A 24,249-nucleotide genomic window follows, 5' to 3' on the forward strand; every position below is an offset into this window, starting at 1 on the left:
TCAACCTTTCATATACACATTAAGTATATTATACTACAGAAACTAAAGACTACACAGTCTAAATAGTATAAACAAACTACCTGCGCAGGAGGGATTTGCAAATGGTTAATTCAGCAGAGTATTTTAGAACGTTATTCGATAAGGCAATCTATGCTGGTGGCCGTGATCTCATGTTTAACATCAGACTCGACCGACCCGAATTCGGGTTGCATGTTAAGAATGCCCGAAATCAAGTTAACTTTTTAGACATGGAAAACCCATTTGAATTTAAAAAGCACCTCAAAAAGATCATTGAAACGCATAGTCGTCCGAATGAACGAGCCTTGTATGTAAATGAAAAAGGTGAATATCATTTTGAAAAGCTGATTTTCAACATGCGCTTTTCCACACCAGAAGTGGTGAAACTGTTTGGGCATGGATTTAATTTAACGTTAACCATAAATGACCGAGGCCGTGTGTTGACAGGGGCAATGACCATCAAGCATACCGATGCAGAATGGGCCTACTACGAGAAACAATGCCAAACGCATTTGGCCAACATGCGAGAAAAGTTTAACAAAGAGGGGTTAGACGCGGCGAGCTAAATCACAAGCTGTTATCGAAATGACTCTCCAACGTATTATCGTCCAATACCGCATCACCAACGCTACCTATGTTCTGAATCGCTTCTTCGAGTGATTCAGACAATTTCAGGCAATCTTTATAATCTTTCACTTTCTCATAATTCTCTACCATCAACGGTATACGATCTTCTGTAAAATAACCCCGATCAGGAAACGAATCGAGTGTGACTAGATGTTTTAGTAAGACCTGCTCGTTATCAAATATGCCAGATCTATCCAGCCAATGTTGGATCATGTCTGCCTCAAAAAAATCGAGAATTGGCATAAACGTGTTACGTGTTGATAGAGAATAAAGCGCTGACAAAAAGGCTTCAAAATCATCTGGATGTGTCCAGCCGATAATATTATATTTGGCTTGTTTAACGGTGTCTCTTCTAAACTCAGCAAAGCGCTCTGATTGAAATAACGCAGATAGATGACTGAAATCGAAATCGGGATTCATCATCGCTATCGCAATGCCATTAACCAGTAAATCACAATAATCATCAAATGAACCCAATTGAGCAACAACAAAACTTGGATCTGCCGAATCTTTATGTGCCATAAGCTCATCAAATCTTACGATATTTTCAAACAAATAGTCACCATGAGATAAAGAATCAATAAGTTTTTTATCTAAGCATCCATCAGCAATAGGCAAATAGAGGTTCTTAGAATCCCTTTCATTATGGAACTTGAGGGCTCGGTCAGTTACATTGTAATCAATGCCACCAATGCGCCCATCACCCTCTCCAATTTCCACATTAAATATAAGTTTGTTTCGGTAATTGCTGAAGATACTTACACTGTGAATTTGGTTTAGTTCAGTGCGATTTGAACAAAGAACGTCATACAGAATAAATGCTGACCTAAAATCAAACTCGCTTACATCTATACTAAAATCGCTGTCATTAATCCCAAGCCACATCTCTTCAAAAAATAATGGGTCTTTAGCTAAGTTAGTTGAGCGTAAAGATGAAAATTCCTCTGCTAAACCGATATATTCTGCAAACAAGCCATCTAAATACTCACTGACAGCCTTGTTGAACAAACTTGTTAAATCATGGGTGAATGACTTAAGTGGTGCAACTTGAGCCTGACATGCTAAAGAGAAGTCATTGGCCAGTGCTAAATACGATTGATTAGGATCATGCTGCATGGTCGTGACCTCGTTTTTCATCATGAAATAGCAAAGATAATGATTCTGGGCCTTTGTAGTAGCAAACTCTAATGAGTTGCTTGTATTGACCAGACGAAAGGGTTGCCAGTTTATCTTTGAGTGCCGTAAGTTGCTGCAAATGCGAATCAGGATAAACTGCACTGCAATAACAAAGAATTTCAAATAAGAACTGTTTTGCTTTTACCTCAGACAATTGAGAGAAGAGTTCATCAACAAGGTAGATCAAAAAACTGTGGAGGTGAAGATGATGCTGAAAGATGTCGCTATGGAGCATCAAGATAACATCCTGTGGTTCGGCAGATGCTAAGTTACACCACTCAACAGTAAATTTCGCGGTAACGTGCATATCCGAAGACGAGCGAATGAGCTTTGGAAATAGGTTATGCTGCAATAAAAACGGAAGTAAGGTTTCTTTTAGGTTGTTCACGCAAAGCGTGTAGAGAAATAGTGTCTCGCAGTTGATATCAACCACTTCATCTGGGGTAAGTCGATACAGTATGCTTGAAATACATTTTGAAAGATCTGGTGCTGCAATAAGTTGCGGTGCAGACAGAATCAATTTAGCAAGATATGGTTGGGAAACAAGAGAAAGGCTTAAAAGTGAGTTGGCACAACGATCATCTAATTGATGGTCGATGGTCGAATAAAACAACAGGGTATTGGATAGCGTATCTTCATATCCCTCATGATGCAGATGATATAGCAGCCGTCCGAACATACCAAATTCACTGTTAAAGAACAGTTTTACAAAACCCGCATGAGCAATAAACTGATTGAATTCATTTGAAAAGCGCTTTAATAGCAATGATCTTTCCCGCGTTGAAAGCAGGTCCAAGCAACAATTGAATGTAAAATGCTCGGTGTTATTTGCGTAATTAAAAAGGCTTTTATTGGTTCCGACGAAATTCAATTGAATAGCCGCAAGCGATTCAAACAAACTGTCCAAATCAGATGAAGCTAAATCGAAATCTAATTTTAATTTCTCCATCACTGCCGCCTATACTTTTCGTGTGCATGAAAAGTATTATAGCAGGCGAGGAAAAATTAAACAATTATGCCCTCCAAAGACGCTCGTTCTTGCACCAAGTCATCACCTGCGCATCCTGTAATGCCAAATACTCATCGACGACTTCTCTGGCCTCATCAAACGAGTAACACAACGCACAAAAGTAACCACGAGAACGTTTACGCTTTAATTGAGCGATTTGATCTGGTGAGGGTTTATTGTTGCCATGTTTTAACTCAATGCGAAGGCCTATATAAACAGACTTAGGCAAATCACCGACAATATCTGGAAAGCCATTTCTCACACCCTCATCAAGCAGCTCTTTAGCGCCAGTAAGGGTTCGCAAGCCGCCATTAGGTACCGCTGCGAAGTCGAGATAATATTCATGATGATTTTCATAAAGGTAATCAAACAAACGCACCTGCGCCCAATGCTCATAGTTAGCCCGAGAGACTTTGTTACCATTGATATCGGTACCCGTTTCGAGCTCTGGATTGAGTTTGAGTTTTGAAAGTGCCATGGCATGACGATTCAGGTCCGGTGCTATCGTGACTACCGCATTTTTTTTCTTGCGCGATATCCTTTTACCCTGACTAGCAGATTTTTTGGAGGAATTTTTGCAAGACTTGGCAAGGCTTATGGATGAATGCACAGCATAGCCAGATTTATTTAAAATCTGTTTTAGCTGACTCTCATTAAGCTGCAACATGTCAACGACCTAAGAAAGAAGGACTGCAATCAACAACATGAGCATTCTGCTCAATGTCGATAATCGCATGCAATACAGAGCTAGAATGCGCTTCACTATTTAGACCTTTAGCTTCCATCAGACGGCTCTCAGCCCTTTCCCAAGCTTTTACAAACGATTCACCAGGTTCAAGAGCTGTTCTGTCAAAGGCTTCACGATAAAGCACAATCGCTTCGGCAACATCCTTAATATTATTAGCTTTGAATCTATCAGAAAGAAAATTGCCAACGCGATTAAAACTCGCTGTGAGGGGGTCGGTTACTTGATTATGCAGGTAATCTTTGATGTGATTGATGCAACCAGCAATCAATGGGCTGTTCAATGAAATACAAGCCCCTGCTGCAGTGACATATTCACCGACGAATTGCCTTTCATTCGACAAAACCTGATGAATATAATCATGAGTCAAAATATCACTAAACGGATTTGCCGCCACGACATCTTTTGACCATTCCAAATAAGTAGCTGCCACACCAGCCTCCATACAGACAACTCCCGCAGCAAATACGACCCAAGGGGAAACTTTACTCCCAAGCTTTGAGATCTCGAAGGAAGTTTGGTAGAAGAGATTACTCGCCTGCCCATAAATAGCATCCAACTCATCAATGGATCTATTTTCATCTCGATATGACATACTTACCTCTAGCAATTGCAAGATTTACATATCTAGACGCTTCACCAATGCTGACCATTTTTCAGCATTACCAACGATCTTAATAACAGCATTTTTCTGTTCGCTATTAAACTCTTTCAGAATACTGTTGTTAAGTTCTAGCAACGTCATTGACAGTGCAGTTCCCTGCTCTGCTAAAGATTGTAATTTTAACTTACGATCCGGTTGTGTTTCGTTATCGATTAACCCGCTCAATAAGTTAATACACGTAGTCATTTCATTAATGACAAACTCCATTCTAGATATGGATTCATTTCGTTGAACAGTCATGTTGTCTTCCTTCAATATAATAGAAAAAATAAGGTTACTAAAATACTCTAAGAACTTGAATATGTGTAACATTAGCTGAACTCATCCGCGTCAACGGTATAGTTGATAATATTGTCCTCAATAAAGTGATAAACAGTAGATAAATGTTGAAGAAATAGAAAAATGTTCGCATCGGCATTGTCTGATTCATCTTTAGAATCTTTGTCTTTCTTTAACGCTTTAAACTTAAACCCACTGACTTTTAACGTGTCTGCAATGTTGAAGCTGACTACACCAAACTCATTCGACTCATCGCCAACTGATAAAGATAGCGACACCACTTCTTTATTTTTTTCTATATTTTTCAGGATCTCTTCATCAGTGGCCACAGATTGATGCTTGTATGTCGCAGAGCTGCCTAAAGTGTTGCTCATCAGTGTGCAACTGTCATTTAAACGAGAATCATCTGGCGTAACGCCTGATTTCACCCAATCAGTAAATATGGTCGAGGCCGCAGACGATTTCGCTAAAGTAACAGGAAACGAGTCTATCAATGTACGTATAGTGGACATTATCTCGTCGCACTTTTTGTCTGATCCAGCACCCACAACAAGCCAATTTTCACTGCGGTTCAATACAATCAGGGTTTCAGATCGGTCTTCAACAGCACGCTTTAACTCCATAATTCTCGCAAGCGCTTTGATTTCTTTCTTTTGTTCCTTTGATACGAATGGCTGACCAGACTCGGCAAGCGCTTTTTTCTCAAGTTTTGCAATGGTACGCTTTAGAATGGCAGGTTTAACCTTTTTAGTTTCAATACAGTAATTCAAAATTGTAAAATCACTCGAATGAAAGTTAATTGATTTATCACCCAATTGAGGTGTTGCTGTACAAAAACCATGAACTCTATCAACCCCTTTGGCAACACTTTCTGGTAAATCAGAAAATGGCACGATAGTATGTTTCGTTGCTACACCATCCCAAAATGCTTCTTCTAGCAATTTTCCATCGCAGTCAGGGTCGAGCTTATATATACAAAATGAACTAAACATAATCAGTACCTTAAAAGTTTATCCACAGAATTATTGAACAACCTGTGTGTAAGACTAAATTTTATACAACGGGCTCGTAGCTAAATTGGCCTTGCCAAGAAATGAAAATACAAATTCATCGCAGTTCAAGATAAAATTCATATGTAAATGAAACAGCATATCGAATTGATAACCAAAAACCTGTTGATGAAGTAGATCTATAAACTGATTAAAGCTGGCTATTGATTTAGGCATTGGGACCGAATGGGAAAGAGCCATTTCGCCTAATGAAGCATAACTAGAAAAATCCACCCGTTCTGTAAATTCCGCTAATGCGCTGATGAATGCCGCTAAAGAAGATGCTGTGATCATACCGCTATTAATCAAGCTGTTGATTAAGGCATTCATAGAGGGATAAATCTTTCGGTGGAAATAAACAGGCTTAAAGGTTGAAAGCAGTAAAGGGCTGGCATAAAGGTCAAAGATAGGGCTGACCGCAGCTTGAATAGAGCCATACTGAACAAATCGATTTTTAACGACATCAGGGTCAAGCCCAAACGATTTGCTCACCTCTTTTATTGAACGGTATTTTTTATTATTAACAATGAGAGAACGAGAATCTAATTTTGGCTTACGAGGTATCAACTCCAACGCCTCTTCGAGTGGCCAGTTATTCTTAATACGAGATCTTAAAGCATCTGGTGTCACACCGTATTCATGAGCTAGTTCAGCGATATTGTTGAATACTTTCCCGTTAAAAAAGCAACCTAAACCCTTTTGCGGTGGTCGATTTGATTTTAAAGACTCTACAATAGGTACCCCATGACGCAAACGCTGCAAGAAAGTGCGGGGGTTGACACCATACGAGCGAGCCAATAGGCTTTTATTGGCAAAATAACTGCCATTAAAGCGAATTGGCTGGATATGATTGTGAACACTCGTCTGCTTCATAATTAACCTAATTGGTACATCATAAGTATATTCATTTTTACATTGATTGTAAGAAATTGCAAGTTAATATGAAAGACACATCGCCGCTTTATCAGGATCAAACGAATATTCGGTATAGGTGCCATCAGCATTAGTTTGGTAGCACATGCGACTATTACATTCGACCTTACAAAGTTGATAATTATTCTTCAATGCCCATGAACGTGGCTTTTGCTGCACACTGACATCATTAACATGCATCACGCCCAACAAATTTTGGCGCGGAGAAAAGACTTCAACCCAATCCCCTTCAAAATAAAGTGCGTAGAGATCAGAACCAGCCTTTAACTGACCTATGACGGTATCTGAGTCGAATGAGCTATAAACGGCAGGCATGCTTTTGACCGTTTTAAGTTTCGATAGGTATGGCAAAATTGGGGCTATTCTTTGCTTATCGCCTTGCACTGCAAGCCAATGAGTTGCATGAGCAAGGTTTTGATTGGCGCTACCTAAGTAATAGTGATCAATCAGGGCAACACTGGCGTCTGCTTGGCCATCTATAACAGCCGATTTTAACCAAAATTCCGCTGATTCGGCGTCTTTGTTCACACCATTGCCAACCAAATAACGCCGATAAAGTTCAAACTTGCCATCAGGACTGCCTTGTCTTGCTGCTTTATAAAACCAATCAAATGCCGTTTTTTCATCCTGATTAAATACACGCCCCTCACTATAAAGCTGACCCAGCAAGAAGGAAGAATGATGATCACCCTGCTCCGATGCGTTGGATAGCCATTTCAGTGTTAGTTCGGGATCATGAACCGTCGATACGGGGGAGTTATCAAGTGAATAGTTGTAGCCTACTTCACGTTGCGAAGCTATATCGCCTTGTTTGGCTTTAATAAGGGTGTTTACCCATTGCTCATAAGTATCCCAAAACTGAATCGCTTCCTGATCACCTGCCTGCATGGACTTTAAAATATATGCTTTGCCTTGTGCAAAATTCTCTGCTGCGATTAATTGAAGGCCATATTTATATTGTGCATTGGGAATATTTGCTTCTGCCTCTGCTTGTAATGGACTTGCAGCACAACCCGCACCCAAGAGTAAAATTGCACATACAGTAGCTAAAGTTGTTTTTTTCATTTCTGGGACTCCGATTTAGATGAAACAAATGCTGACATTTGATCACCGAACTTAAACGCACTCAAAAACGTGTCAGTTGGATGATTAGCAATGATCGTGATGCCATTATTAGTAAAGGAAACGGGTGTTGTTTTATTTAAATGTCGAATGCCGAAATCAACAAAGAGATTAAACTTCTGCTGATAGAGCTCGTCATCACAAGAATGAGCAGGTAATGATGCACCTTTAAATGATTTAATGATGAGCTCTGTATTTGATTGGTTATTGATGTAATTAGCACACCAATACGACAGCATTTTTCTACCCACAGAGGAATCACTACCCGAGCGAGGGAATGGTGCTAGATAAACATCAATGCCGTTAGCGTTTAAGTCTGCAATATTGTCTGTATAGCGACGACAGGCAGGACACGATGTATCAACGAAAGTAAGTAATGCACCTCGGCTGTTTTGGGCTTTATAAACTGGCAATATAGAAAAATCTAAATTTTTGAGGTCAGCGTTCACCGCTTTATTTGTTATACCGACATGAGAGCTAGGGGATTTGGGTAAACCAGGTACCTGCTCAGTAACATCTTTAGATGAAGGCGTTGAAGGGGTCTTAACTGATGTTGGATTGCTCGCTATAACACTATCATCATAACCAATTTCATATTTGCCATGATTAGCATCCAATCGGTAAGTCGATTCACTATACGACGTAAGCACATCGCTTGCTGGCGAGTTTTTAGAAGCGCCGAATATTGTCACTGGCTTTTTACCCGATTCTTGCAAGACGGCCATATCACCTTGGATGCTGACTTTAAGGTCGTTATCAAAAAATGCGTATGAATCACCATGCTTTACCGCAAATACATTGCAGACCGGAGTTTCAAATGCGTATGCCTCACCAATCAGCGAGGGAAACCTTTCAAATAACTTCTTTGAAAATGTTTCTTGCGAGTCGCACGAGACAACAGTGCCAGAGCCTACCAACAAATATGACAGAGCAAGACCGCCCATAAGCCCAATGAATGCAGAGTTTTTTGAGAATGTCTTGGGTAATACGGTTGTTTCCTTCCACATTACAATACACCTTTCAGATACATGATAAATAAATCAAGGTTAGCACTTATAAAGCAAACATCCAAGTATTAATAGACAGTGTGAGCTGACTTTTTTAAGGCTGAAAGCCTTTAAAGTTACTTTAAAATCAGGTTGGCCGAGCCACAATAATTCGTGTGACACTCAGTTGCATTAAAAACGCAATCTAGTTGATACCGCCCATTGGGAGAAAGGACACTTTTTGTTAAAAAACGCTACTGACTGTCACACCGAGCGAGAAATTTGTGACACTCAGTTGCAAAAATATCGAAAAATAAGCCAAAAATGCCAAAATCGGCCAATTTTTATGTGACCTTCAGTAGCACAGCCGTTTTGTGTATTTGGCATATCACGCCCATAAGAAAGCCCCAAAAAGATAACCTCGAAAAGATGACAATGACATAAAATGATGTAAAATGTACTTATCATGTATATATTGGGTTGATTATGATTTCAAAGTCATTCATAGAATCATTAAAGCATTCGGTATCCATTGTTGACCTTATCGATTCCTATGTCCCACTGAAGAAGCAAGGCAAAGAATATGTTGCTTGCTGTCCATTCCATACAGAAAGTAGTCCTTCGTTCAAAGTGAATGAGAATAAAGACCTCTATCATTGTTTTGGTTGCGGTGAACATGGCGGGATCATTGATTTTGTCATGACGTTTGAATCAATTGGTTTTGCAGATGCAGTTGAAACTATTGCTGGCAAATTTGGCCTTACCGTGGAGTACGAAAAGAAGAGTGCGCCTAAAAACACGACAAACGATGCCGAAATATCATTAGTCAGATTCATACAGAAAGTGTTCAATAAGAATCAATCTCCACTTAACGAAACCCTTGGCATTTCACAAAAGACAATAGAACAACTCGAACTGGGGGGCGCGACGAATAGTTTGGCCGTCCAGAATAGTATTCGAAATGATGATGCGCTGAAAAAGTTGGCTGGCAAAATAAACTTTCATTCGGGGTATCTAAAAGTCCCTTCCGATACAAACGCATTAGTTGTACCTCTTTACAGGGCAAACAAAAAATTTGCAGGATTGTATGTTAACTCAAAAAACGAGCCTTACTTAATCGGACCTAAAGGTGCGGATAGAGGCTTACTATATAACCCAAGCAAGACGTTTGTTAAAAATAAACCCCTCATCATCAGTACGGATATGCTAGATGCTATTAAGTGTTACGATCTCGGCATACCAAATTATATGTGCGCTGCAGATACGAAAGCAAAAAGTCTAACGACTGAAATGCTACGTGCTTATAGAGCTGATACTACCTATTTTATAGTGAAGAACGATCCTGAACGCACTAAAGCGCTTGCGATGGATCTGCTATCTGCCATCAAAACATCAAACAACCTATATGGTTTAAATATCCTTGTCATAAGCGAAAAAATATCGCTGAACGCAATGGTGGCGGCTAATGGTAATGATGTACTGCCAACAATACTATCGAAAGCGAACAGCTGGCATGACTATATAGCAAGAGAGCTGATCCGAGATAAAGATACTTTCGCGCCTTCTTTCAAAGATGAAATGGCACAATTGCTACTTGAAACTTATGAGCAAAGTACAAAACATAACGGGATGCCGTTAATGCTCTATTTAATCGCTGATTCAATCGGCAAATGTACAAGATTAAACCCTCAACAAATTTTACATTTAGCTTCTGAAAATATAGATGAACATATCGCAAGGAAAATAAAGCAATCCGAGCATGAACTAATGGATAAACATCTAGCCTATGCAAAACAAGTGCTAGGTGGTGTATCAGTCAAAGATATCGACACACTAACGGCGTTACTAATACTTGAATCAAAAGGTGTTGCGGAGCCATCAATCACAAATGAGATCAGTGAAAGTCTGATTAAAATCTTAGGCGAAGATAACTCATTCGCTAAGGTCCATAAAATCTTGAATGATCATGGATATATCAGTCAGCAGGATTTAAATGAAGCGCTCGACGAAATTGAAAAGTTTCAGGTGAATAGTAATTTAAGTGACTTCATGCTGGATGACGGTTTTTTAATTGATGCCAAAATGCTGGTGGATTACATTTGCACAAGTCATAACCTACTAACAGCCCTGCCCCAAAAACCGAATCACACACAACCAATATCAAGTCCCAGTATGTGAAAAAAAAGCCAAAAAAAACTCCATAATCGATTATGGAGTTTTTTAATGACTTATTGCCACTAGAAGAATCTGTCTTGGGATGAGGTCAAAGGTAGTGGTTCTAACTCTTTGCCGCCAGTAGAGGCTTCACTGTTAGTGTCTTCCGATGGTTGTTCATTAGCATCACCAGACTTGACCTCGGCCTTAACATCACTCTCTGAATCATTATCTTCATTTGAAGGCTCTGCTTTTTCGCTCGCAGACTTAGCCTCATCAGTTTTAGGCTTCGATGGCTCTGGTGATGGTTTGGCATCTTTAACTACTTGCTCATCCTTTGCAGCGGCCTCGCTCTTGTCAGCTTTTGGGCTTGGTTGATCGGCATTATTTTCGCTTTGAGCTTTACTAGCTTCATTCGTATTCGCATTTTCATCGGCAGAAGATTGTTTATTAAACATACCAGGCATTTTTTCAGCAGCCGCTTCTTTAGCGGCTTGTCTAAGCGCAGCGATATTGCTGTAATTCCGGTCAAATTTAACCCCGATACCTGCACTCTTACAGGCATTAACCATGGCTTCAACATAGTCAGCATCGCCATGTACCTTGATACTTTTCCATCCTTTCATCTTAGCAGCGCTTACAGCTGCAGCAGCGGTAGCTTCAGGTGAGTCAGAATCAACAGAAAATTTTCCATAGTAATCTTTAATCGTCACATTATTACGCAAGTTGATTTCTAAGCAGCCTAAATCAGCATTCACTTCACATAAGTTAGAACCCAATTTCTTATGCAAGAAAAAATTATTCACAATGCTTCTCATGTAACTGTTAGAAAGTAACCGGCGGTCAATCGTAGGGTTATCATCCTTTTCGACATTCAAAGGTTCAGTTGGCTTATTCTCAGATCTGCCAGTCGCTGTATTATCAGCAGGTGAATTCTGGCCGTTGTTATTAGGTTCAACATGCAATGTTTTGGATGAATCAGTTGGAGTCTGTTGGGAGTTAGATTTCGTCTTTTTAGTATCCGAACTTTCAACGTTTTCATTTTCATCCACTTTAGATTCAGAAGCAGTTGATTCAGGCGCATCCTCAGCATTATTAGGGTTTTTAAAAGGGATAACATTGTAAGCTGACTGAACATTACCGACAAAAGTGCTCTTACTATCATCCTCATCTTTATCAGCCTGATTCTTGTCGTCAGTATCCTCAGTAGTTTTTTCATTCGATGAAGCTACAGTTTCATCTAGTGGCTCATCATCATGAATAATGCTTTCTACCGCATTGATAAAATCTATGTCATCTGAATTGTCATCACAAAGAGGTGACTCATTTTGAGCCGCATAAACTGAAGCGTAATCGGAAGCGTAATCCGTTTCAGGATCTGGTTCTGACTCAAGATCTGGCTCAACAAAAGAACCATTTTCATCATCAATTATATCCTCGTTTTTTTCTTCATAATAATGATCTTCTTCGTCACAATCCTTTATAAATTGTTCCGTTAATTTAGCAAATGCTGATAATTTGCTTTCAACGCTCTCAGGCAGATCATCTAACTTAGCCTTTGAGTCATCGCCCATGTTATTTGCATGACCATCCTCTAGAATTGCCTCATCCAAAACCATGTTTGAAACTGAGGTTTCATCAGATGAAGCATGTTCAGAATGCTCCGCTATATCCGCGACATCTTCTTCTGGTGTTATCTCATCTAAAGCAACACACACATCAGTAACGTCATCAGATGAAACAGGGTCAGAATGCTCCGCTATATCCGCGACATCTTCTTCTGGTGTTATCTCATCTAAAGCAACACGCACATCAGTAACGTCATCAGATGAAACAGGGTCAGAATGCACCGCTATATCCGCGTCATCTTCCGCTAATGCAACAAGCTCATCCAAGTCACCCCAATCAGCATTGTTGTCATCAAGTTCCGGTGCATCTAGCTTGTCATAATCCGGCTCGAAGTTATCCTCCACACTCGGAAATTTGTTTAATGAATCCAATTCGTCTTCAAAACTTTTCAATGCCGACATAACACACCCCATATACTTATAAGTTACATGATTAGTATATCACGCAACAGGGCTATGTAAAACGTGGTTAGCAGGATAATGCCCCTGAATATGAGGTTGGCATTATAATATTTAGCTGTGCCAAACCAGTCGAGTCTATATCTCTGTTAAATATAAAGAAAACCACCTTAGCTATATGTATGTGCCAAACCTAACTTAAAACGCGATGAGTCAATAATTTTTCGGGGGCTAATATTCAAAATTGAGAGAGGTTAAATTGCGCTGTGCCAAACTGTAGTCGCGCAACCCTCTGACTTAGTTGCAAAAATTAACAAGCCTGATTTCTTGTGCCAAACCAGCCCTGTAAGTAAGCTAAATACATCCAAATGAATGGCAATTTCGCCACAAAATTGAGTCGATTTTAGGTGTGTGCCAAACCAAGTGCCTTCTAGATGTTGATTTATAATAAAAAGCTCACTAAGCACACAAGACTGTGCCAAACCAGTAGTGGTTTAAAGGGCATAAATATCAGTTATAAGCGAAAATATTATCGATTTATACCTATATGCCAAACTCAGGATTGTATAAAGCACTGAAATCACAAGTAAATCCGCATCCAGATTTTTCCTTTCTGCCACGCAGGGGGTGCAAAACTATCTAATTTACTGGTTTTAAACGGCACGATTAAGGCTATAAATCCACATAATCGCAAAAGTTTCTTTGATAACAGACACTTGCGTCATCTTTATTTTAAAAATTAATGTAACTGTTTCAACAGTTATGAATACCAGTCGGTGTTTTTCAGTCAACAGTTACCCTTTTAACCCTGTAAATATCCATTTCAAGCCTGCTGTAAAACCCAATCAGATTTTTGGATCGAAAAATGATCGGTAAATCACAGTGATTTCTGGTGTCCAATTGGCGGGAGATTTCTGACTGGGAGGTTAAATTCACCGGGCAAGTTGCAGTGATTTTTGGTGTTCAATTGGCGGGTGATTTCTGACTGGGAGGTTAAATTAACACGGCAAAACACAGTGATTTCTGGTGTTCAAATGGCGGGTGATTTCTATCTGAGAAGTTAAATTGATCGGGCAAGTTACAGTGATTTCTGGTGTTCAAATGGCGGGTGATTTCTGGCTGGGAGGTTAAATTCACCGGGCAAGTTACAGTGATTTTCGGTGTCCAAATGGCGGGTGATTTCTGGCTGGGAGATTAAATTCACCGGGCAAGTTACAGTGATTTTCGGTGTCCAAATGGCGGGTGATTTCTATCTGAGAAGTTAAATTGATCGGGCAAGTTACAGTGATTTCTGGTGTTCAAATGGCGGGTGATTTCTGGCTGGGAGGTTAAATTCACCGGGCAAGTTACAGTGATTTCTGGTGTTCAATTGGCGGGTGATTTCTGAGTGGGAGGTTAAATCCACCGGGCAAGCTACAGTGATTTTTGGTGTTCAATTGGCTGGTGATTTCTGGGTAGACGGTTTTGGATAATCGGGTAAGTACGTTGATTGCAATATTCTCACAATGTTGACTAGCCCAATGAAGCTATATAGAAATGCCACCAACTAAAATTTATTTATTGGCATTAATAAAATAAAATAAAATAAAATATATCAACTGAGAGTTGCGTTTTATTTTATATAGACTAAACTAAAACAGTCAATTCAATTAGCGATTGCGACCCGCTAATCAACCACGAGGCAATGTCATGAATTTAATACTTGATGTGTATACCAACTCTAATCAGTTAGTGCCATCCCAAATCGCAATAGAAAGCGAAGATCTAGATGAACTATTCCAGCAGGCACGTTTGATGTTTGATGCTTTAAAAAGCGAAAGCAAACCAGTCAAGCATCTACCCGTAGGATTAATATTTAACTATGACATTCGATTCGATTTTGTGGACGAGAACGAACAGCCATTGGAAGATGAAGAATTAAATCACTGGGAGTATATGGATTGTAAGGTGTACCAGAATGTAATCGTGATCGAATTTGAACATCGCGACGATGGCACAACCATGTTTGCAGAATATTACCTCTCATCTGGTAAGGGAGAATAATCATGCGAAATGCAATTACACAGGACAACACCCTTAAAGTAACTTTAAATTTTCTTCGCACGTTAGATATAGAAGATCTAGATGATATGGTTGTTGATATGGCTTATAGAAAAGCTATGCCGTTGCTAAACGCAACTGAAGATTTAGATGAGCAAGAGCGCGTTATTTCCAATATAGAATATGATGCAAGTGAAATTAATAACAGCGGTAAGACAGCTCAGGTTGACTACTTGGTCAGCAATGGTTTCCGAGCTAAGTGTTATGCAAGCTGAATAAAGCTTATCAATCCGATACCGTATGATGCGAGCAATCTTTTAGGTTGCTCGTTTTTATTTGTTTTTTAAAATAAGCTGCGTTGCTATCGTTTTGTGGTGATATATGTATTTGTACGTATTGGAGTTGGAAAATCAAAAATATTATGTTGGCATCGCTGAAGATGTTGGCTTGAGGCTTTGGACACACTTCAAGATGAATAGCAAAACGGGATCGGCATGGACAAAGAAGTATAAGCCGTTGCGAGTTCTGCATATTAGTGAGATCAAACAATCAAAATGGAAATACAAAGCCGTAGAAAGAGAATGCGTGCTGCGTATTGCAAAAGCGGTTGGTTTTGCAAACGTGAGAGGGGCTGGATTTTCTTTATCTCAAGAGGCTTACCCAGCGAACTGGGATGATAAGTTAGTTGAAATACCTGCCGCAGATTTTAGCAAGATGACACCGCCGACAAAGGAAGAGTTGAAAAATTTGATGAAAGGCAAATATCAACTTTGGCTGGCTAGAAAGAAAAACATACAAGGAAGGCAAAAGGCGATGTCGTGATGAACTTGGATACAGTTTCAATTAAGGACTAGACGCCCAACAAATATACATGAAGTAGAATCAGACTTAACGCATTTAACATGGAAGGCGCCTCCCTGCAGATAACAGAGCAATCCTGCCAAAGAAAAATAGAAGAGCTTCTGTTGCCCGGTGTCCAAGAGTTACAGATTACTCACCCAGGCAAACTCGGTAAGCCCCTGTGCAGGTTAGATTGCAGATTTCTAGGATGATTTCTAAACAGTAATCGCTATTGAAATCAGATGCAGTTAATAAGCAGTGGTTATTTGAGTCCACCAGCACAAAAAAAATGATATGGTTGTATTGGTACTAAGATTTAAGATCTAGTTTAGTGACGACTAGATTGGGTCGCATAAAACTACAAAAAATAAGGAAATGATATGCAGGAAAATAAAATGGATGAAGAACAATTAAAGTATATGGTTGACGCTGTAAGCAATGCTCATCCTATCACCATACTGAGTAATTTCATATTCATCTGGTTCGTGATTTCGGGTCTGTACTTCCTGTTTGTCGATAACAAAGCGCTCTACGGTGTGGTAATTTACGTCGCGGTTGGTATTGTTGTTAAGTTAATAATGACAGGTCTGTTAAAAATGACATTGCGAGCAAAATTCAAAGCTCAGATACCAAACGATATTGATAAGCAGTAGCATTCTTTAATCTGTATATTTTCAAGCCCACGACAAGCTGGTGTTGAATAAGTCCACCAGCTGCGTTTGCTATTTGGAAATAATGCTGATGATTTCGATTAATCGCATCTATTTTTGTTTCATGTGTCTACAGCAATCACTAAGCCAATTCATTTTTCGTGCTCTGTTATGGATCTGAAAGCTGTTGTTTTGCCAATCAGTTCGAGTTTCATATTTTCGGGCATCTGCAATGCAATCTTCACGAGTGATGGAGTGCTTGATAAAACTAATAGGTAAGATTTGCACAGATTCGTCTTTAGGTTTTTTCTTATTTAAGATAACTTTGCATCGACTAATCCAGCTTTGTCTTACAGCCTTGTTATATTCTTTCGGGTATTTAAGGCGTAACTCATCAAGATCGCGACACTCTTCAAGCGCGAGAGTGACATCTTCACTCAGCGGCATTGTGAGTTCGTAATCATGATCTTCAAGAAACTTGTGAAAGCTTGCTCTTGGCTTATATCCAAGATCTTTTTGCTTACCCTTTTGAGCTAAACTACTTTCCATGATCCAAGTTAACTTATCAGCTTTCGCCTTTTCCTTTGATTTGACCAACGCAAAATGGCGCTTTAAATCCTTTTTGTTTAGCAAGCTAGTAAAATCGATTTCTTGCTTGCATGACTTTAACAAACCTTCATTAAGCGCGTATGTGTAGTGATGCGGAAAAAACTCTCTAAATATGAACATATGGCCACTTCTGGCTGCGGCATTTAAACATTCAATTTCTGTGATTTTGGTGACGTTAGATAAACTGAATTGTAATGAACAAAGTTCTAGCCAATCATTTTCAAAGGCACGATTGTAGTGAAAAGGGTATCGTTGAGTGAATTGATCAAAATCAAGACTCTTTTGGGCAAAATAAATACACTCATCAAAACTCAAGGTTAATTTTTTTTCCTTGAGTAAAAAATCAATTTCGGGATCTTGCACTTAAACGCCTTAGAAAGCAGGTAATTAAAAGATAATAAATAAGTATATTTGTATCATATCAACAAAAGACGCTATTGATAATGTTAATAGTCAAGATATGACAATTGCCCCAGGGCAACTTAACGGGGCAAATCCACCGATACCTTTCTACGCTGGATTAACAATGTAACCAAGTGAACAAAAAATCTCTTTAAGGTAATCACCATTGATATTGTTGATGATACGTTGAAGTGTTTTATCGTCAGAGTCAGTAATAATGCTGTAAGCATACGATGGATTGCTGTGCCTTCGTATTTTTGAACGATGAATAGCATCCACGCAAATTTCTTTCGATAACCACTGAGAAAGCATTGTAAGAGTGACGTCACACATTGCAGTCTCTTTGGGTAACTTGCATTCCACAGAATAAAGTTTGAGATGATGTTCTACAAGCGTTGTGTCACCAGTTTGATGACAAACTTCGCAGCGTTTCACATTAAATGCGATGGCCACCAGCGGCGAATTATTAGCACAAATGCCGACAACATAATCGGCTTTGAGAGCGTTGTTAGAGAGTAATCGCCTTTTCTCAATAAGAGTACGGTCTTGAGTCAGAGTAAACGTATTCATAAAAGCCTCATTAATATTGGTGGCAGACATAAAAATCTTAGCGGTTATTGCAGTGTTAACAAACAACAAAATAATGTGCTGAAAAGACATCGAACTCAGCGTTTTTCACCGAGCATCGCCAGCTACCGTTGTCATTAACTCGCACGAGTGTTGCTGTGTCACCCTGAGTCAGTAGTGGTCTGCTAATGCAGCAAGTGGCAACGATGGTTGCACCCACACGAGGTTTGATGCGCTTTGTAATAGAGGTCAAGGTGTAATCGTCGCAGCCGTGGTCATTTTCATCATCGATATTGAGATCAAAAGTAAACGCGGCGATGTTATTGCTTACCTTCAGTCTGCCCGGGCTGGGCATGGTAACTAGACTGCCCATTTCTAGCGCTAGATCTAAGATTTGAGATTCGTTATAAACCCCTGAACGACTGTATTGTGTTAAATGCATGTATTTGGGTTTTAGAGTTGTAGTCGTCATAGTAGCCTCGTGATTACATTGGTCGCAATAATGTATTTGATAGAGTAAGTATAGATTAAACGACAAGAAACGCAACCTTTAATTGATAGCCTTTGAAGGTGTATTATCTCTTGTTAAAACCTGCTAGTCTTTGTGATATGTGCAAGAAAATACGAACTTAAAAGTGAAAATCAACGAATGAACAAACTAGAATTTAATATGAATCTGAGATCATGTGGACTGTCTAATAGTGAGTTTGCCGAGGTGATAGGCGTAGAATCAGAACAGGTCGAAGCGTGGTCGATGGGAGTGCCTATACCTGATTATGTTGAAGGCGAACTAATAGAATTAAACGCGACGATAGACGAGGTAAAAGAAATTTGGTTTTACAGCATTATGTCAATCTGTGCGACGACGTTACTACAGAAAGAAGATATTGCTGCAATCCCCAGTATCATATTGACTGCTTATGATACCAATGATGACTATGAAGAGTTGACCGATGACAAGTTTCGAGAGGACATTCCCCATGTGCATATGCATACCGCTTGCCTTGCTCGGTTAAACTCAGAAATCATGTCTTTAAATGAGCCTGACTATACTGAAATGATTTTATCTGAACTGGAAACATACGCGCAAAGTGCTGATAAGCATGAGAGAAATAAATTAAAAATGTTACACAGCCAGATAAAGGAAGATTATGAAAATGAGCAATTTTTAACATTACCAATGATTAGCTTCGCTGCGGTCAATAAAGCTGCCTATTACAATTGGTTAAGCGACACTGGCAATCAAAATACAACGCAGAATCGTGCTAAATTTGCGATGCTTTGTGGAACGTTAATGACAGGCTCTGAAAGCTTAACCATAGTGCCAAATACCGAGGATGGTAAGCCATATATCAGCGTAGAGGTCTGTAGCGAAACGCAAGGAATGTTTACCATATTCTCTATTCCTGAAGAATATGTAATGCAAGATGCGTTAACGGCACTGAGGAAATATTTAAATATCACTATTCCTATCAAATCGACGATAGACGGATCAAGATCTTGGGGAATAGAAGATGATTTAAAAAATCACTTAGAAAACCGCCAGCTTGAGGATTATGCTGACATCCTATTGAAATTTATATATCTACACTCCCTCGATGGCCGCACAAATCTTTTTGGTGACGTTGCTGACGAGACAAGTAGCAATAAAGTGCATTAAGAACTGCACACCAGGTCAAAATGGGTGAAAAGTCGTTGGATTATTGGGAAATTGAACAATAAACACGACTTTTCATCAAAACTTATCGTTTTTCTGCATTTTTGATTAAATTTAGAAATTTTTTGTTATTTCTATCTGTTTTTGTTGAACGTGTTCAACACATACAGATATAGAGTTGAACGTGTTCAACACATACAGATATGTAGATTTAAAGCGGCTATTTCTAGTATCCACTTTATACAGTCACATCCACTAGCATCCACTAGCATTCACTAGCATTCACTAGCATTCACTAAAAAAGTTGAACGTGTTCAACTCAAATCTGCGATGGTATGTTGCGGGTATAAAATATGCTTTATGTTTTGTAATGCTTCTAGTGTCCTTTTCGCATTGTGGGCAAATCTTGAGCGCATTAACTTGTCATAATCATTAGTCGCATTTTTTTCATCTTCTAACTCTAGCTGCAAACAGTTTTCATGGAATGCTGTCAGTTGTATTAGTTTATTTAAGGTAGGTGTACATTGGCTAATTAAACGAAGCACTTCATTCTTGCTTACTTGATTATCTTCATGTTTTACGTGCGTAAAGTCGAAGCCAACCACATAATTAAAATCTTCAAATTTGATGCCAGCAAAGCCTATCCACCAGCTAATTTTCGATTGATTATGCTTACACTTTGTTTGCACTATTTGTAAGTGAGGTGATCTAGCCTTTAAGTAAGATTGGATCTCAGTAAAAGTCATGGAGCAGAGTTGATTTGAGTGTTTCATAGCTAACCTCCAAAGAATTGTGATGGTATAACTCTACCTTTTTAAGTTCACTAGCTCAACCCTTAATTGATATAAAAATAATAAGCACGTAGCTTATTAAAGTTACTTTAATCGTTTTTGAATGATGTTCCTCACCGTCCACCAGCTTATTAGATTGATTAGAATCATACATTTACATTTCACTTACTAATATACTGTTTTTGAATTATTTTGAAAAAATATAGCAACCTTTAATTGATATATTTTAAATAACAAGCTATACTGATTATAAGTTAAGTTAAACAACAATCGGTGGCAAAGATGAAAGCAGCATTTAATTTTGAGTGGTTCATTAGTGAAGAAATTGCAAACGTCGTTGGTGAAGAAAACCTTGCTCGCATTGCGCTCTCACAAATCACGGAAGCCCGTGAGACTGGTGATACTCAAGGCGAACTATGGATAGCGATTAATGGTAGCGAACACAAAGGCTACTGGTCATTGAATATTGATGAGCAAGAGATTGATGAAGATGAAGATGCGTGCTCTCATGAAAGTGTAGCCTCGATTGAAGTCAATGAGCCAAGTCCATTCATGGCGTTAAGTCAGCGTCAAATCCATTTAAAAAGATGGCCATTAATGCGCGGTGTGACGGGCGAAGATAATGTGTTAGGCCACTCGGCCAGTGTTGCTCATATTGGCTTAATGATGGCGTTAATTGCCAATAAAAATGGTGCTGATTTTGATTTAACTGAAGTGCTTGTCTATGGATTGCTACATGATTTACAAGAGGTGGTTTGCCAAGATGTTGCGCAGCCATCTAAAAACTCATCACCAGAGCTAGCGGCAGCATTTGATGCGTTTGAGAAAAAGGCATTAAAGGCAATGATAGGTACCTTACCGACTGCCCTACAGGATTTTTATACCACTCACCTTTCACCAAGCCCAGAAGTGAAAACGCTTATTAAGAATGCGGATATCTATGATGCACTGCGTAAATCACAAGATGAATGTGAAGCGGGAAATCATAAAGAATTTGGTTTGGCTTATAGCCGTTTGCAGCAAGAAGTGAAAACTCGATCAGAAACCAATACGTATTTAAAAGAGTTTCACCAAACGTTTGGCCAAGCGTATTCATGGTCATTCGATAAATTGGTTGCTCATTCACACATATAAGCGCCACCAGCCACTTAGCAATCATCGCTGAGTGGCAAAACACCCAGCACATCGCAGAAAATTTGATAGGAGTAACATCATGCCTTATCACTTAGCCGAAACCAATGACGCTTATAACGAATTAAAGTTTGGTGACATTGGCAGACCTTATCAAATTAATGGCCTTGCGATGAATGATTTAAGAGCGTTATGTCAGCAAGCGTATAGCTTTGATGAGCTTAAATCCTTTTTTGAAGAATACGTTCCGTTTTTATTGTGCGAAGAATACTGGAACAGAAGTGAATTACGTGGTGTCACGGTAAGGTGGAATATCGCCATGAGCAGATATTTACCTGCGCCGATTGGATTTAAGATTGCGACTATCGATGTGGATCGTTTTGCGGGTGGAGAAGATTATATCGCGCAGATCATAAGTGACGTCACTCCGACACTCAAAGAACTCAAACATCTTGAGCGATATTGGAATGCGCTCGCAACTGAAGTGAAACGATTCCCCAACCCTGAACGAAACGAGATCCGCAGCATAGTGTACTACCTGCGCCAAATACATCGTATCCGCTGTCAAATTTTAGGGATTTAAACACCCAGAATTTCAACCTAAATCAACCCGATGTTAATTGCGACCTAACATCAAAAAACCATCAAAAAACACGAGGCTTAATAATGAGCATATATTCTACGACACAAATTCACTTAAATGATCTTTTATCATTACCTGCGGAATTGCAGCGTAAGTTGCAAGAGTTTGCGACAAGCGAACAATCAACAGATGACGCCCTTAACTTGCTGAAAGAAGCGGTTGCTGTGGCTGTTGGCGCTATGACGGAATCGCAAATAGACGAGATTATTGCGGATGTTGAGGATTATGGGCTAATTGATGCGACAACCATTGATGATCAAGTCAATTACTATGCCAACAAGGATATGACATTTGAAGAGCGAGACTTTGACGAAAATGATGATGAATTTTCGTACCTTGGCATGACTATCTTGTTAGCCTTGGGCGTTCAAAACGGCTTTGTAGAAAAGCTCACTGATTTATTTGAACACAATTTCTTACTGCATGAAAATATTGATTATCACACGATTGAGGATGTCTGCACCCATTGCTATGCCAGCGTAATGAGCACTATGCAAGACCCCGCCCTTGCAGCTAAATATTATGTGTTTGTGAGCACATGGCGAATTGGTGATGTTACGGGTGAAGATCGCCAGCTTTATAAAGCCACCAGCACTGATAGAAATGCGGCGTTAACGCATCAAGAAGAACTTGAGCAAGCATCGTGGGCAGTGGCCAGAGATCTCAACAACGGTAAATTTGATGAGCATTGCTATGGACAGCCTTGCTTTGATGTGGATGGATTTATTGTGTATCCGTCAGACATCATCGAAGTGACCGCCAAGAAATTCGAGGTACTGGCAAGTGTGGGGATGTCAGTAAACCATTCAGGTAATATTGATTTATTCGACATTAATGCCGCTATGGTTGATGAGAACGATGATGTCTCAAGTCATGACGCTCAAATAGAAACCTTTTCTGTGTTAGTAGATAACATTGTGTACGACGAAGGCCACGATTTACTGCCGACAGAAATGGAGCTGACTTTTGAATGTCGTCGGGAAGATTTAGAAATGCAGCTGGTGGACGGAATTAGTGACAAAATCAGTGAAATCACCGGATTCTGTGTCAAATCCTACACCTCATTAGTGAAATAATCCCACGCCTACCCCGGCAACGCCGTTTCAGTCAAATGAAGCGGCTTTTTCTATCTGTATAGCTGGTATCCATACTGATTTTATTTTCTTTTTTGTTTGTATTGACAAATCAAAACGAGGCAGGTATGATTTTAGTTATGGGAGACACCCATAGCCGAACTCAGCGGTGACTACTGAGATAACATAGGTTGATATTATGAACGTATTAGCTATTTCTGAAGATGAATTTAACGATTTAACTTTTACCTATTCAGTTGAAACAATTAATGAAGAATTTCAAGAGCATGAAAGGCAAACCGGCTACAATCAAGATGGTGATGATGAGTTTGAAACGTGCTTTGAATCATGGGTAGGCGGATCTTGTACCGCTAAATCCGGCGAACTAACAGTTGAGTTCGGATGGATGGCGAATGGGGGCGATGAAACCTATCAAGCAGCACATGATTTTGAAATTACGATTGAACGTGATGATTGCTCTAGCTGTGACTTTACGTTAATTGGCTTTAAGTTAGTTGATGAAGACGGTGATGAGTTGGCCGATTGGGTAATCAATGAATTACTTCGAGAGAAATTCAATGGTTGCGAATGGGAATGTTTGGTAGAAGCTGAATTGCCAAAAGCTGAAATTACGTGCATTGACATAGACGAGGACAGTGATATGAAAACATATGAAATTCACATCGACGACGAGCCTAATATCCGTTTTACAGGCGAGCATATAGCGAGTGCATCAAGTTCAGATAATCAAGCGGTAAGCGGCAGTTATAGCGGTGATGTTGGTCGATGGACAGAACTCAAGCTCTATAAAACAAAAGGCGGTAAATATATTTGTCAGCAAATTGGCCGCACAAGATGGCAAGGTGAACATGATCGCTTTTCTGGAAAAGTCTGTGAAACTGTAGATGAAGTGATTAAGTTCTTTGGTCATCGCTGGTTGGCTAAAGAGTTGTACGAATATGCAGGTATTAGCGATGCGGTTGAAGTTGATTAACGCATTAAGATAGTCATAAAGGGGCTTGATAGTCCCTTTTTTACTTCTGTTTAATGACTGATG

The 24,249-nt window shown here is 39.5% G+C and carries 25 protein-coding genes; 11 read left to right on the forward strand and 14 right to left on the reverse strand.

Annotated features, from left to right (window positions below):
• The first annotated feature begins 101 nt into the window (after nt 1-101).
• Complete coding sequence (locus HBH39_RS19175) at nt 102-584, forward strand: hypothetical protein (RefSeq protein WP_167680427.1); 483 nt, start codon at nt 102-104, stop codon at nt 582-584.
• A 1-nt stretch (nt 585) separates the two neighbouring features.
• Here the strand turns inward: HBH39_RS19175 and HBH39_RS19180 are convergent, their stop codons facing one another.
• The 9 genes from HBH39_RS19180 to HBH39_RS19220 form a co-directional block, all read right to left on the reverse strand.
• Entirely contained in the window at nt 586-1,761 is a 1,176-nt protein-coding gene (locus tag HBH39_RS19180) for a hypothetical protein (RefSeq protein ID WP_167680428.1), read from the reverse strand.
• Complete coding sequence (locus HBH39_RS19185) at nt 1,751-2,770, reverse strand: hypothetical protein (RefSeq protein WP_167680429.1); 1,020 nt, start codon at nt 2,768-2,770, stop codon at nt 1,751-1,753. The genes HBH39_RS19180 and HBH39_RS19185 overlap by 11 nt, the downstream gene beginning before the upstream one ends.
• A 64-nt stretch (nt 2,771-2,834) precedes the next feature.
• Entirely contained in the window at nt 2,835-3,497 is a 663-nt protein-coding gene (locus HBH39_RS19190) for a VRR-NUC domain-containing protein (RefSeq protein ID WP_167680430.1), read from the reverse strand.
• 1 nt (nt 3,498) lies between these two features.
• Nucleotides 3,499-4,170 (reverse strand): hypothetical protein, encoded by a 672-nt coding sequence (locus HBH39_RS19195; protein ID WP_167680431.1) that lies wholly within the window; start codon nt 4,168-4,170, stop codon nt 3,499-3,501.
• Between the two features lie 24 nt (nt 4,171-4,194).
• Nucleotides 4,195-4,479 carry a hypothetical protein gene (locus tag HBH39_RS19200; RefSeq protein WP_167680432.1) on the reverse strand — a complete coding sequence of 95 codons (285 nt, stop codon included), beginning with the start codon at nt 4,477-4,479 and terminating at the stop codon, nt 4,195-4,197.
• 71 nt (nt 4,480-4,550) lie between these two features.
• A complete protein-coding gene (rdgC, locus tag HBH39_RS19205) occupies nt 4,551-5,510 on the reverse strand; it encodes a recombination-associated protein RdgC (RefSeq protein ID WP_167680433.1) in 960 nt (319 codons plus the stop codon).
• A 54-nt stretch (nt 5,511-5,564) separates the two neighbouring features.
• Nucleotides 5,565-6,440: a hypothetical protein gene (locus tag HBH39_RS19210; protein WP_167680434.1), complete on the reverse strand. Its 876-nt coding sequence runs from the start codon at nt 6,438-6,440 to the stop codon at nt 5,565-5,567.
• A gap of 63 nt (nt 6,441-6,503) precedes the next feature.
• Nucleotides 6,504-7,565 carry a tetratricopeptide repeat protein gene (locus tag HBH39_RS19215; protein ID WP_167680435.1) on the reverse strand — a complete coding sequence of 354 codons (1,062 nt, stop codon included), beginning with the start codon at nt 7,563-7,565 and terminating at the stop codon, nt 6,504-6,506.
• On the reverse strand, nt 7,562-8,629 hold the full coding sequence (locus HBH39_RS19220; protein ID WP_167680436.1) for a hypothetical protein: 1,068 nt from the start codon (nt 8,627-8,629) through the stop codon (nt 7,562-7,564). The genes HBH39_RS19215 and HBH39_RS19220 overlap by 4 nt, the downstream gene beginning before the upstream one ends.
• 465 nt (nt 8,630-9,094) lie before the next feature.
• Here HBH39_RS19220 and HBH39_RS19225 point away from each other — a divergent pair, with 465 nt between their 5' ends.
• Nucleotides 9,095-10,786 carry a CHC2 zinc finger domain-containing protein gene (locus tag HBH39_RS19225; RefSeq protein ID WP_167680437.1) on the forward strand — a complete coding sequence of 564 codons (1,692 nt, stop codon included), beginning with the start codon at nt 9,095-9,097 and terminating at the stop codon, nt 10,784-10,786.
• 59 nt (nt 10,787-10,845) lie between these two features.
• Here the strand turns inward: HBH39_RS19225 and HBH39_RS19230 are convergent, their stop codons facing one another.
• The gene (locus HBH39_RS19230; protein ID WP_167680438.1) at nt 10,846-12,792 is read right to left on the reverse strand and encodes an LPD7 domain-containing protein; all 1,947 of its coding nucleotides are present in this window, start codon (nt 12,790-12,792) and stop codon (nt 10,846-10,848) included.
• A gap of 1,686 nt (nt 12,793-14,478) precedes the next feature.
• On the opposite strand from HBH39_RS19230, the gene HBH39_RS19235 reads away from it, so the two are divergent.
• From HBH39_RS19235 to HBH39_RS19250, 4 genes are all read left to right on the forward strand, one after another.
• Nucleotides 14,479-14,832 (forward strand): hypothetical protein, encoded by a 354-nt coding sequence (locus tag HBH39_RS19235; protein ID WP_167680439.1) that lies wholly within the window; start codon nt 14,479-14,481, stop codon nt 14,830-14,832.
• A gap of 2 nt (nt 14,833-14,834) precedes the next feature.
• The gene (locus tag HBH39_RS19240) at nt 14,835-15,104 is read left to right on the forward strand and encodes a hypothetical protein (RefSeq protein WP_167680440.1); all 270 of its coding nucleotides are present in this window, start codon (nt 14,835-14,837) and stop codon (nt 15,102-15,104) included.
• A 106-nt stretch (nt 15,105-15,210) separates the two neighbouring features.
• Nucleotides 15,211-15,651, forward strand: coding sequence for a GIY-YIG nuclease family protein (locus HBH39_RS19245; protein ID WP_280117350.1), 441 nt, complete (start codon nt 15,211-15,213; stop codon nt 15,649-15,651).
• A 398-nt stretch (nt 15,652-16,049) separates the two neighbouring features.
• The gene (locus HBH39_RS19250; protein WP_167680442.1) at nt 16,050-16,322 is read left to right on the forward strand and encodes a hypothetical protein; all 273 of its coding nucleotides are present in this window, start codon (nt 16,050-16,052) and stop codon (nt 16,320-16,322) included.
• A 108-nt stretch (nt 16,323-16,430) separates the two neighbouring features.
• On the opposite strand, the gene HBH39_RS19255 is transcribed toward HBH39_RS19250, so the two are convergent.
• The 3 genes from HBH39_RS19255 to HBH39_RS19265 form a co-directional block, all read right to left on the reverse strand.
• Nucleotides 16,431-17,291 (reverse strand): hypothetical protein, encoded by an 861-nt coding sequence (locus tag HBH39_RS19255; RefSeq protein ID WP_167680443.1) that lies wholly within the window; start codon nt 17,289-17,291, stop codon nt 16,431-16,433.
• 147 nt (nt 17,292-17,438) lie between these two features.
• Entirely contained in the window at nt 17,439-17,930 is a 492-nt protein-coding gene (locus HBH39_RS19260) for a hypothetical protein (RefSeq protein ID WP_167680444.1), read from the reverse strand.
• Between the two features lie 25 nt (nt 17,931-17,955).
• Nucleotides 17,956-18,369 carry a hypothetical protein gene (locus HBH39_RS19265; protein ID WP_167680445.1) on the reverse strand — a complete coding sequence of 138 codons (414 nt, stop codon included), beginning with the start codon at nt 18,367-18,369 and terminating at the stop codon, nt 17,956-17,958.
• Between the two features lie 177 nt (nt 18,370-18,546).
• On the opposite strand from HBH39_RS19265, the gene HBH39_RS19270 reads away from it, so the two are divergent.
• The gene (locus tag HBH39_RS19270) at nt 18,547-19,557 is read left to right on the forward strand and encodes a hypothetical protein (RefSeq protein ID WP_167680446.1); all 1,011 of its coding nucleotides are present in this window, start codon (nt 18,547-18,549) and stop codon (nt 19,555-19,557) included.
• A gap of 311 nt (nt 19,558-19,868) precedes the next feature.
• Here the strand turns inward: HBH39_RS19270 and HBH39_RS19275 are convergent, their stop codons facing one another.
• Complete coding sequence (locus HBH39_RS19275) at nt 19,869-20,327, reverse strand: hypothetical protein (RefSeq protein ID WP_167680447.1); 459 nt, start codon at nt 20,325-20,327, stop codon at nt 19,869-19,871.
• 300 nt (nt 20,328-20,627) lie between these two features.
• Between HBH39_RS19275 and HBH39_RS19280 the strand changes: the two genes are divergently transcribed.
• From HBH39_RS19280 to HBH39_RS19295, 4 genes are all read left to right on the forward strand, one after another.
• Entirely contained in the window at nt 20,628-21,479 is an 852-nt protein-coding gene (locus tag HBH39_RS19280) for a YfbR-like 5'-deoxynucleotidase (protein WP_167680448.1), read from the forward strand.
• Between the two features lie 79 nt (nt 21,480-21,558).
• Entirely contained in the window at nt 21,559-22,059 is a 501-nt protein-coding gene (locus tag HBH39_RS19285) for a hypothetical protein (protein WP_167680449.1), read from the forward strand.
• An 83-nt stretch (nt 22,060-22,142) separates the two neighbouring features.
• Entirely contained in the window at nt 22,143-23,195 is a 1,053-nt protein-coding gene (locus tag HBH39_RS19290; protein WP_167680450.1) for a hypothetical protein, read from the forward strand.
• Nucleotides 23,196-23,391: 196 nt separating this feature from the next.
• A complete protein-coding gene (locus HBH39_RS19295) occupies nt 23,392-24,186 on the forward strand; it encodes a hypothetical protein (RefSeq protein ID WP_167680451.1) in 795 nt (264 codons plus the stop codon).
• Nucleotides 24,187-24,249: the final 63 nt, after the last annotated feature.

It is taken from the genome of Shewanella aestuarii (assembly GCF_011765625.1).
GTDB lineage: Bacteria > Pseudomonadota > Gammaproteobacteria > Enterobacterales > Shewanellaceae > Shewanella > Shewanella aestuarii_A.

Bases quoted from the DNA above. Each gene is read 5' to 3' on its own strand.
- HBH39_RS19175 (WP_167680427.1), top strand. From the start codon at position 102: ATGGTTAATTCAGCAGAGTATTTTAGAACGTTATTCGATAAGGCAATC.
- HBH39_RS19180 (WP_167680428.1), bottom strand. From the start codon at position 1,761: ATGCAGCATGATCCTAATCAATCGTATTTAGCACTGGCCAATGACTTC.
- HBH39_RS19185 (WP_167680429.1), bottom strand. From the start codon at position 2,770: ATGGAGAAATTAAAATTAGATTTCGATTTAGCTTCATCTGATTTGGAC.
- HBH39_RS19190 (WP_167680430.1), bottom strand. From the start codon at position 3,497: ATGTTGCAGCTTAATGAGAGTCAGCTAAAACAGATTTTAAATAAATCT.
- HBH39_RS19195 (WP_167680431.1), bottom strand. From the start codon at position 4,170: ATGTCATATCGAGATGAAAATAGATCCATTGATGAGTTGGATGCTATT.
- HBH39_RS19200 (WP_167680432.1), bottom strand. From the start codon at position 4,479: ATGACTGTTCAACGAAATGAATCCATATCTAGAATGGAGTTTGTCATT.
- rdgC (WP_167680433.1), bottom strand. From the start codon at position 5,510: ATGTTTAGTTCATTTTGTATATATAAGCTCGACCCTGACTGCGATGGA.
- HBH39_RS19210 (WP_167680434.1), bottom strand. From the start codon at position 6,440: ATGAAGCAGACGAGTGTTCACAATCATATCCAGCCAATTCGCTTTAAT.
- HBH39_RS19215 (WP_167680435.1), bottom strand. From the start codon at position 7,565: ATGAAAAAAACAACTTTAGCTACTGTATGTGCAATTTTACTCTTGGGT.
- HBH39_RS19220 (WP_167680436.1), bottom strand. From the start codon at position 8,629: ATGTGGAAGGAAACAACCGTATTACCCAAGACATTCTCAAAAAACTCT.
- HBH39_RS19225 (WP_167680437.1), top strand. From the start codon at position 9,095: ATGATTTCAAAGTCATTCATAGAATCATTAAAGCATTCGGTATCCATT.
- HBH39_RS19230 (WP_167680438.1), bottom strand. From the start codon at position 12,792: ATGTCGGCATTGAAAAGTTTTGAAGACGAATTGGATTCATTAAACAAA.
- HBH39_RS19235 (WP_167680439.1), top strand. From the start codon at position 14,479: ATGAATTTAATACTTGATGTGTATACCAACTCTAATCAGTTAGTGCCA.
- HBH39_RS19240 (WP_167680440.1), top strand. From the start codon at position 14,835: ATGCGAAATGCAATTACACAGGACAACACCCTTAAAGTAACTTTAAAT.
- HBH39_RS19245 (WP_280117350.1), top strand. From the start codon at position 15,211: ATGTATTTGTACGTATTGGAGTTGGAAAATCAAAAATATTATGTTGGC.
- HBH39_RS19250 (WP_167680442.1), top strand. From the start codon at position 16,050: ATGCAGGAAAATAAAATGGATGAAGAACAATTAAAGTATATGGTTGAC.
- HBH39_RS19260 (WP_167680444.1), bottom strand. From the start codon at position 17,930: ATGTCTGCCACCAATATTAATGAGGCTTTTATGAATACGTTTACTCTG.
- HBH39_RS19265 (WP_167680445.1), bottom strand. From the start codon at position 18,369: ATGACGACTACAACTCTAAAACCCAAATACATGCATTTAACACAATAC.
- HBH39_RS19270 (WP_167680446.1), top strand. From the start codon at position 18,547: ATGAACAAACTAGAATTTAATATGAATCTGAGATCATGTGGACTGTCT.
- HBH39_RS19275 (WP_167680447.1), bottom strand. From the start codon at position 20,327: ATGAAACACTCAAATCAACTCTGCTCCATGACTTTTACTGAGATCCAA.
- HBH39_RS19280 (WP_167680448.1), top strand. From the start codon at position 20,628: ATGAAAGCAGCATTTAATTTTGAGTGGTTCATTAGTGAAGAAATTGCA.
- HBH39_RS19285 (WP_167680449.1), top strand. From the start codon at position 21,559: ATGCCTTATCACTTAGCCGAAACCAATGACGCTTATAACGAATTAAAG.
- HBH39_RS19290 (WP_167680450.1), top strand. From the start codon at position 22,143: ATGAGCATATATTCTACGACACAAATTCACTTAAATGATCTTTTATCA.
- HBH39_RS19295 (WP_167680451.1), top strand. From the start codon at position 23,392: ATGAACGTATTAGCTATTTCTGAAGATGAATTTAACGATTTAACTTTT.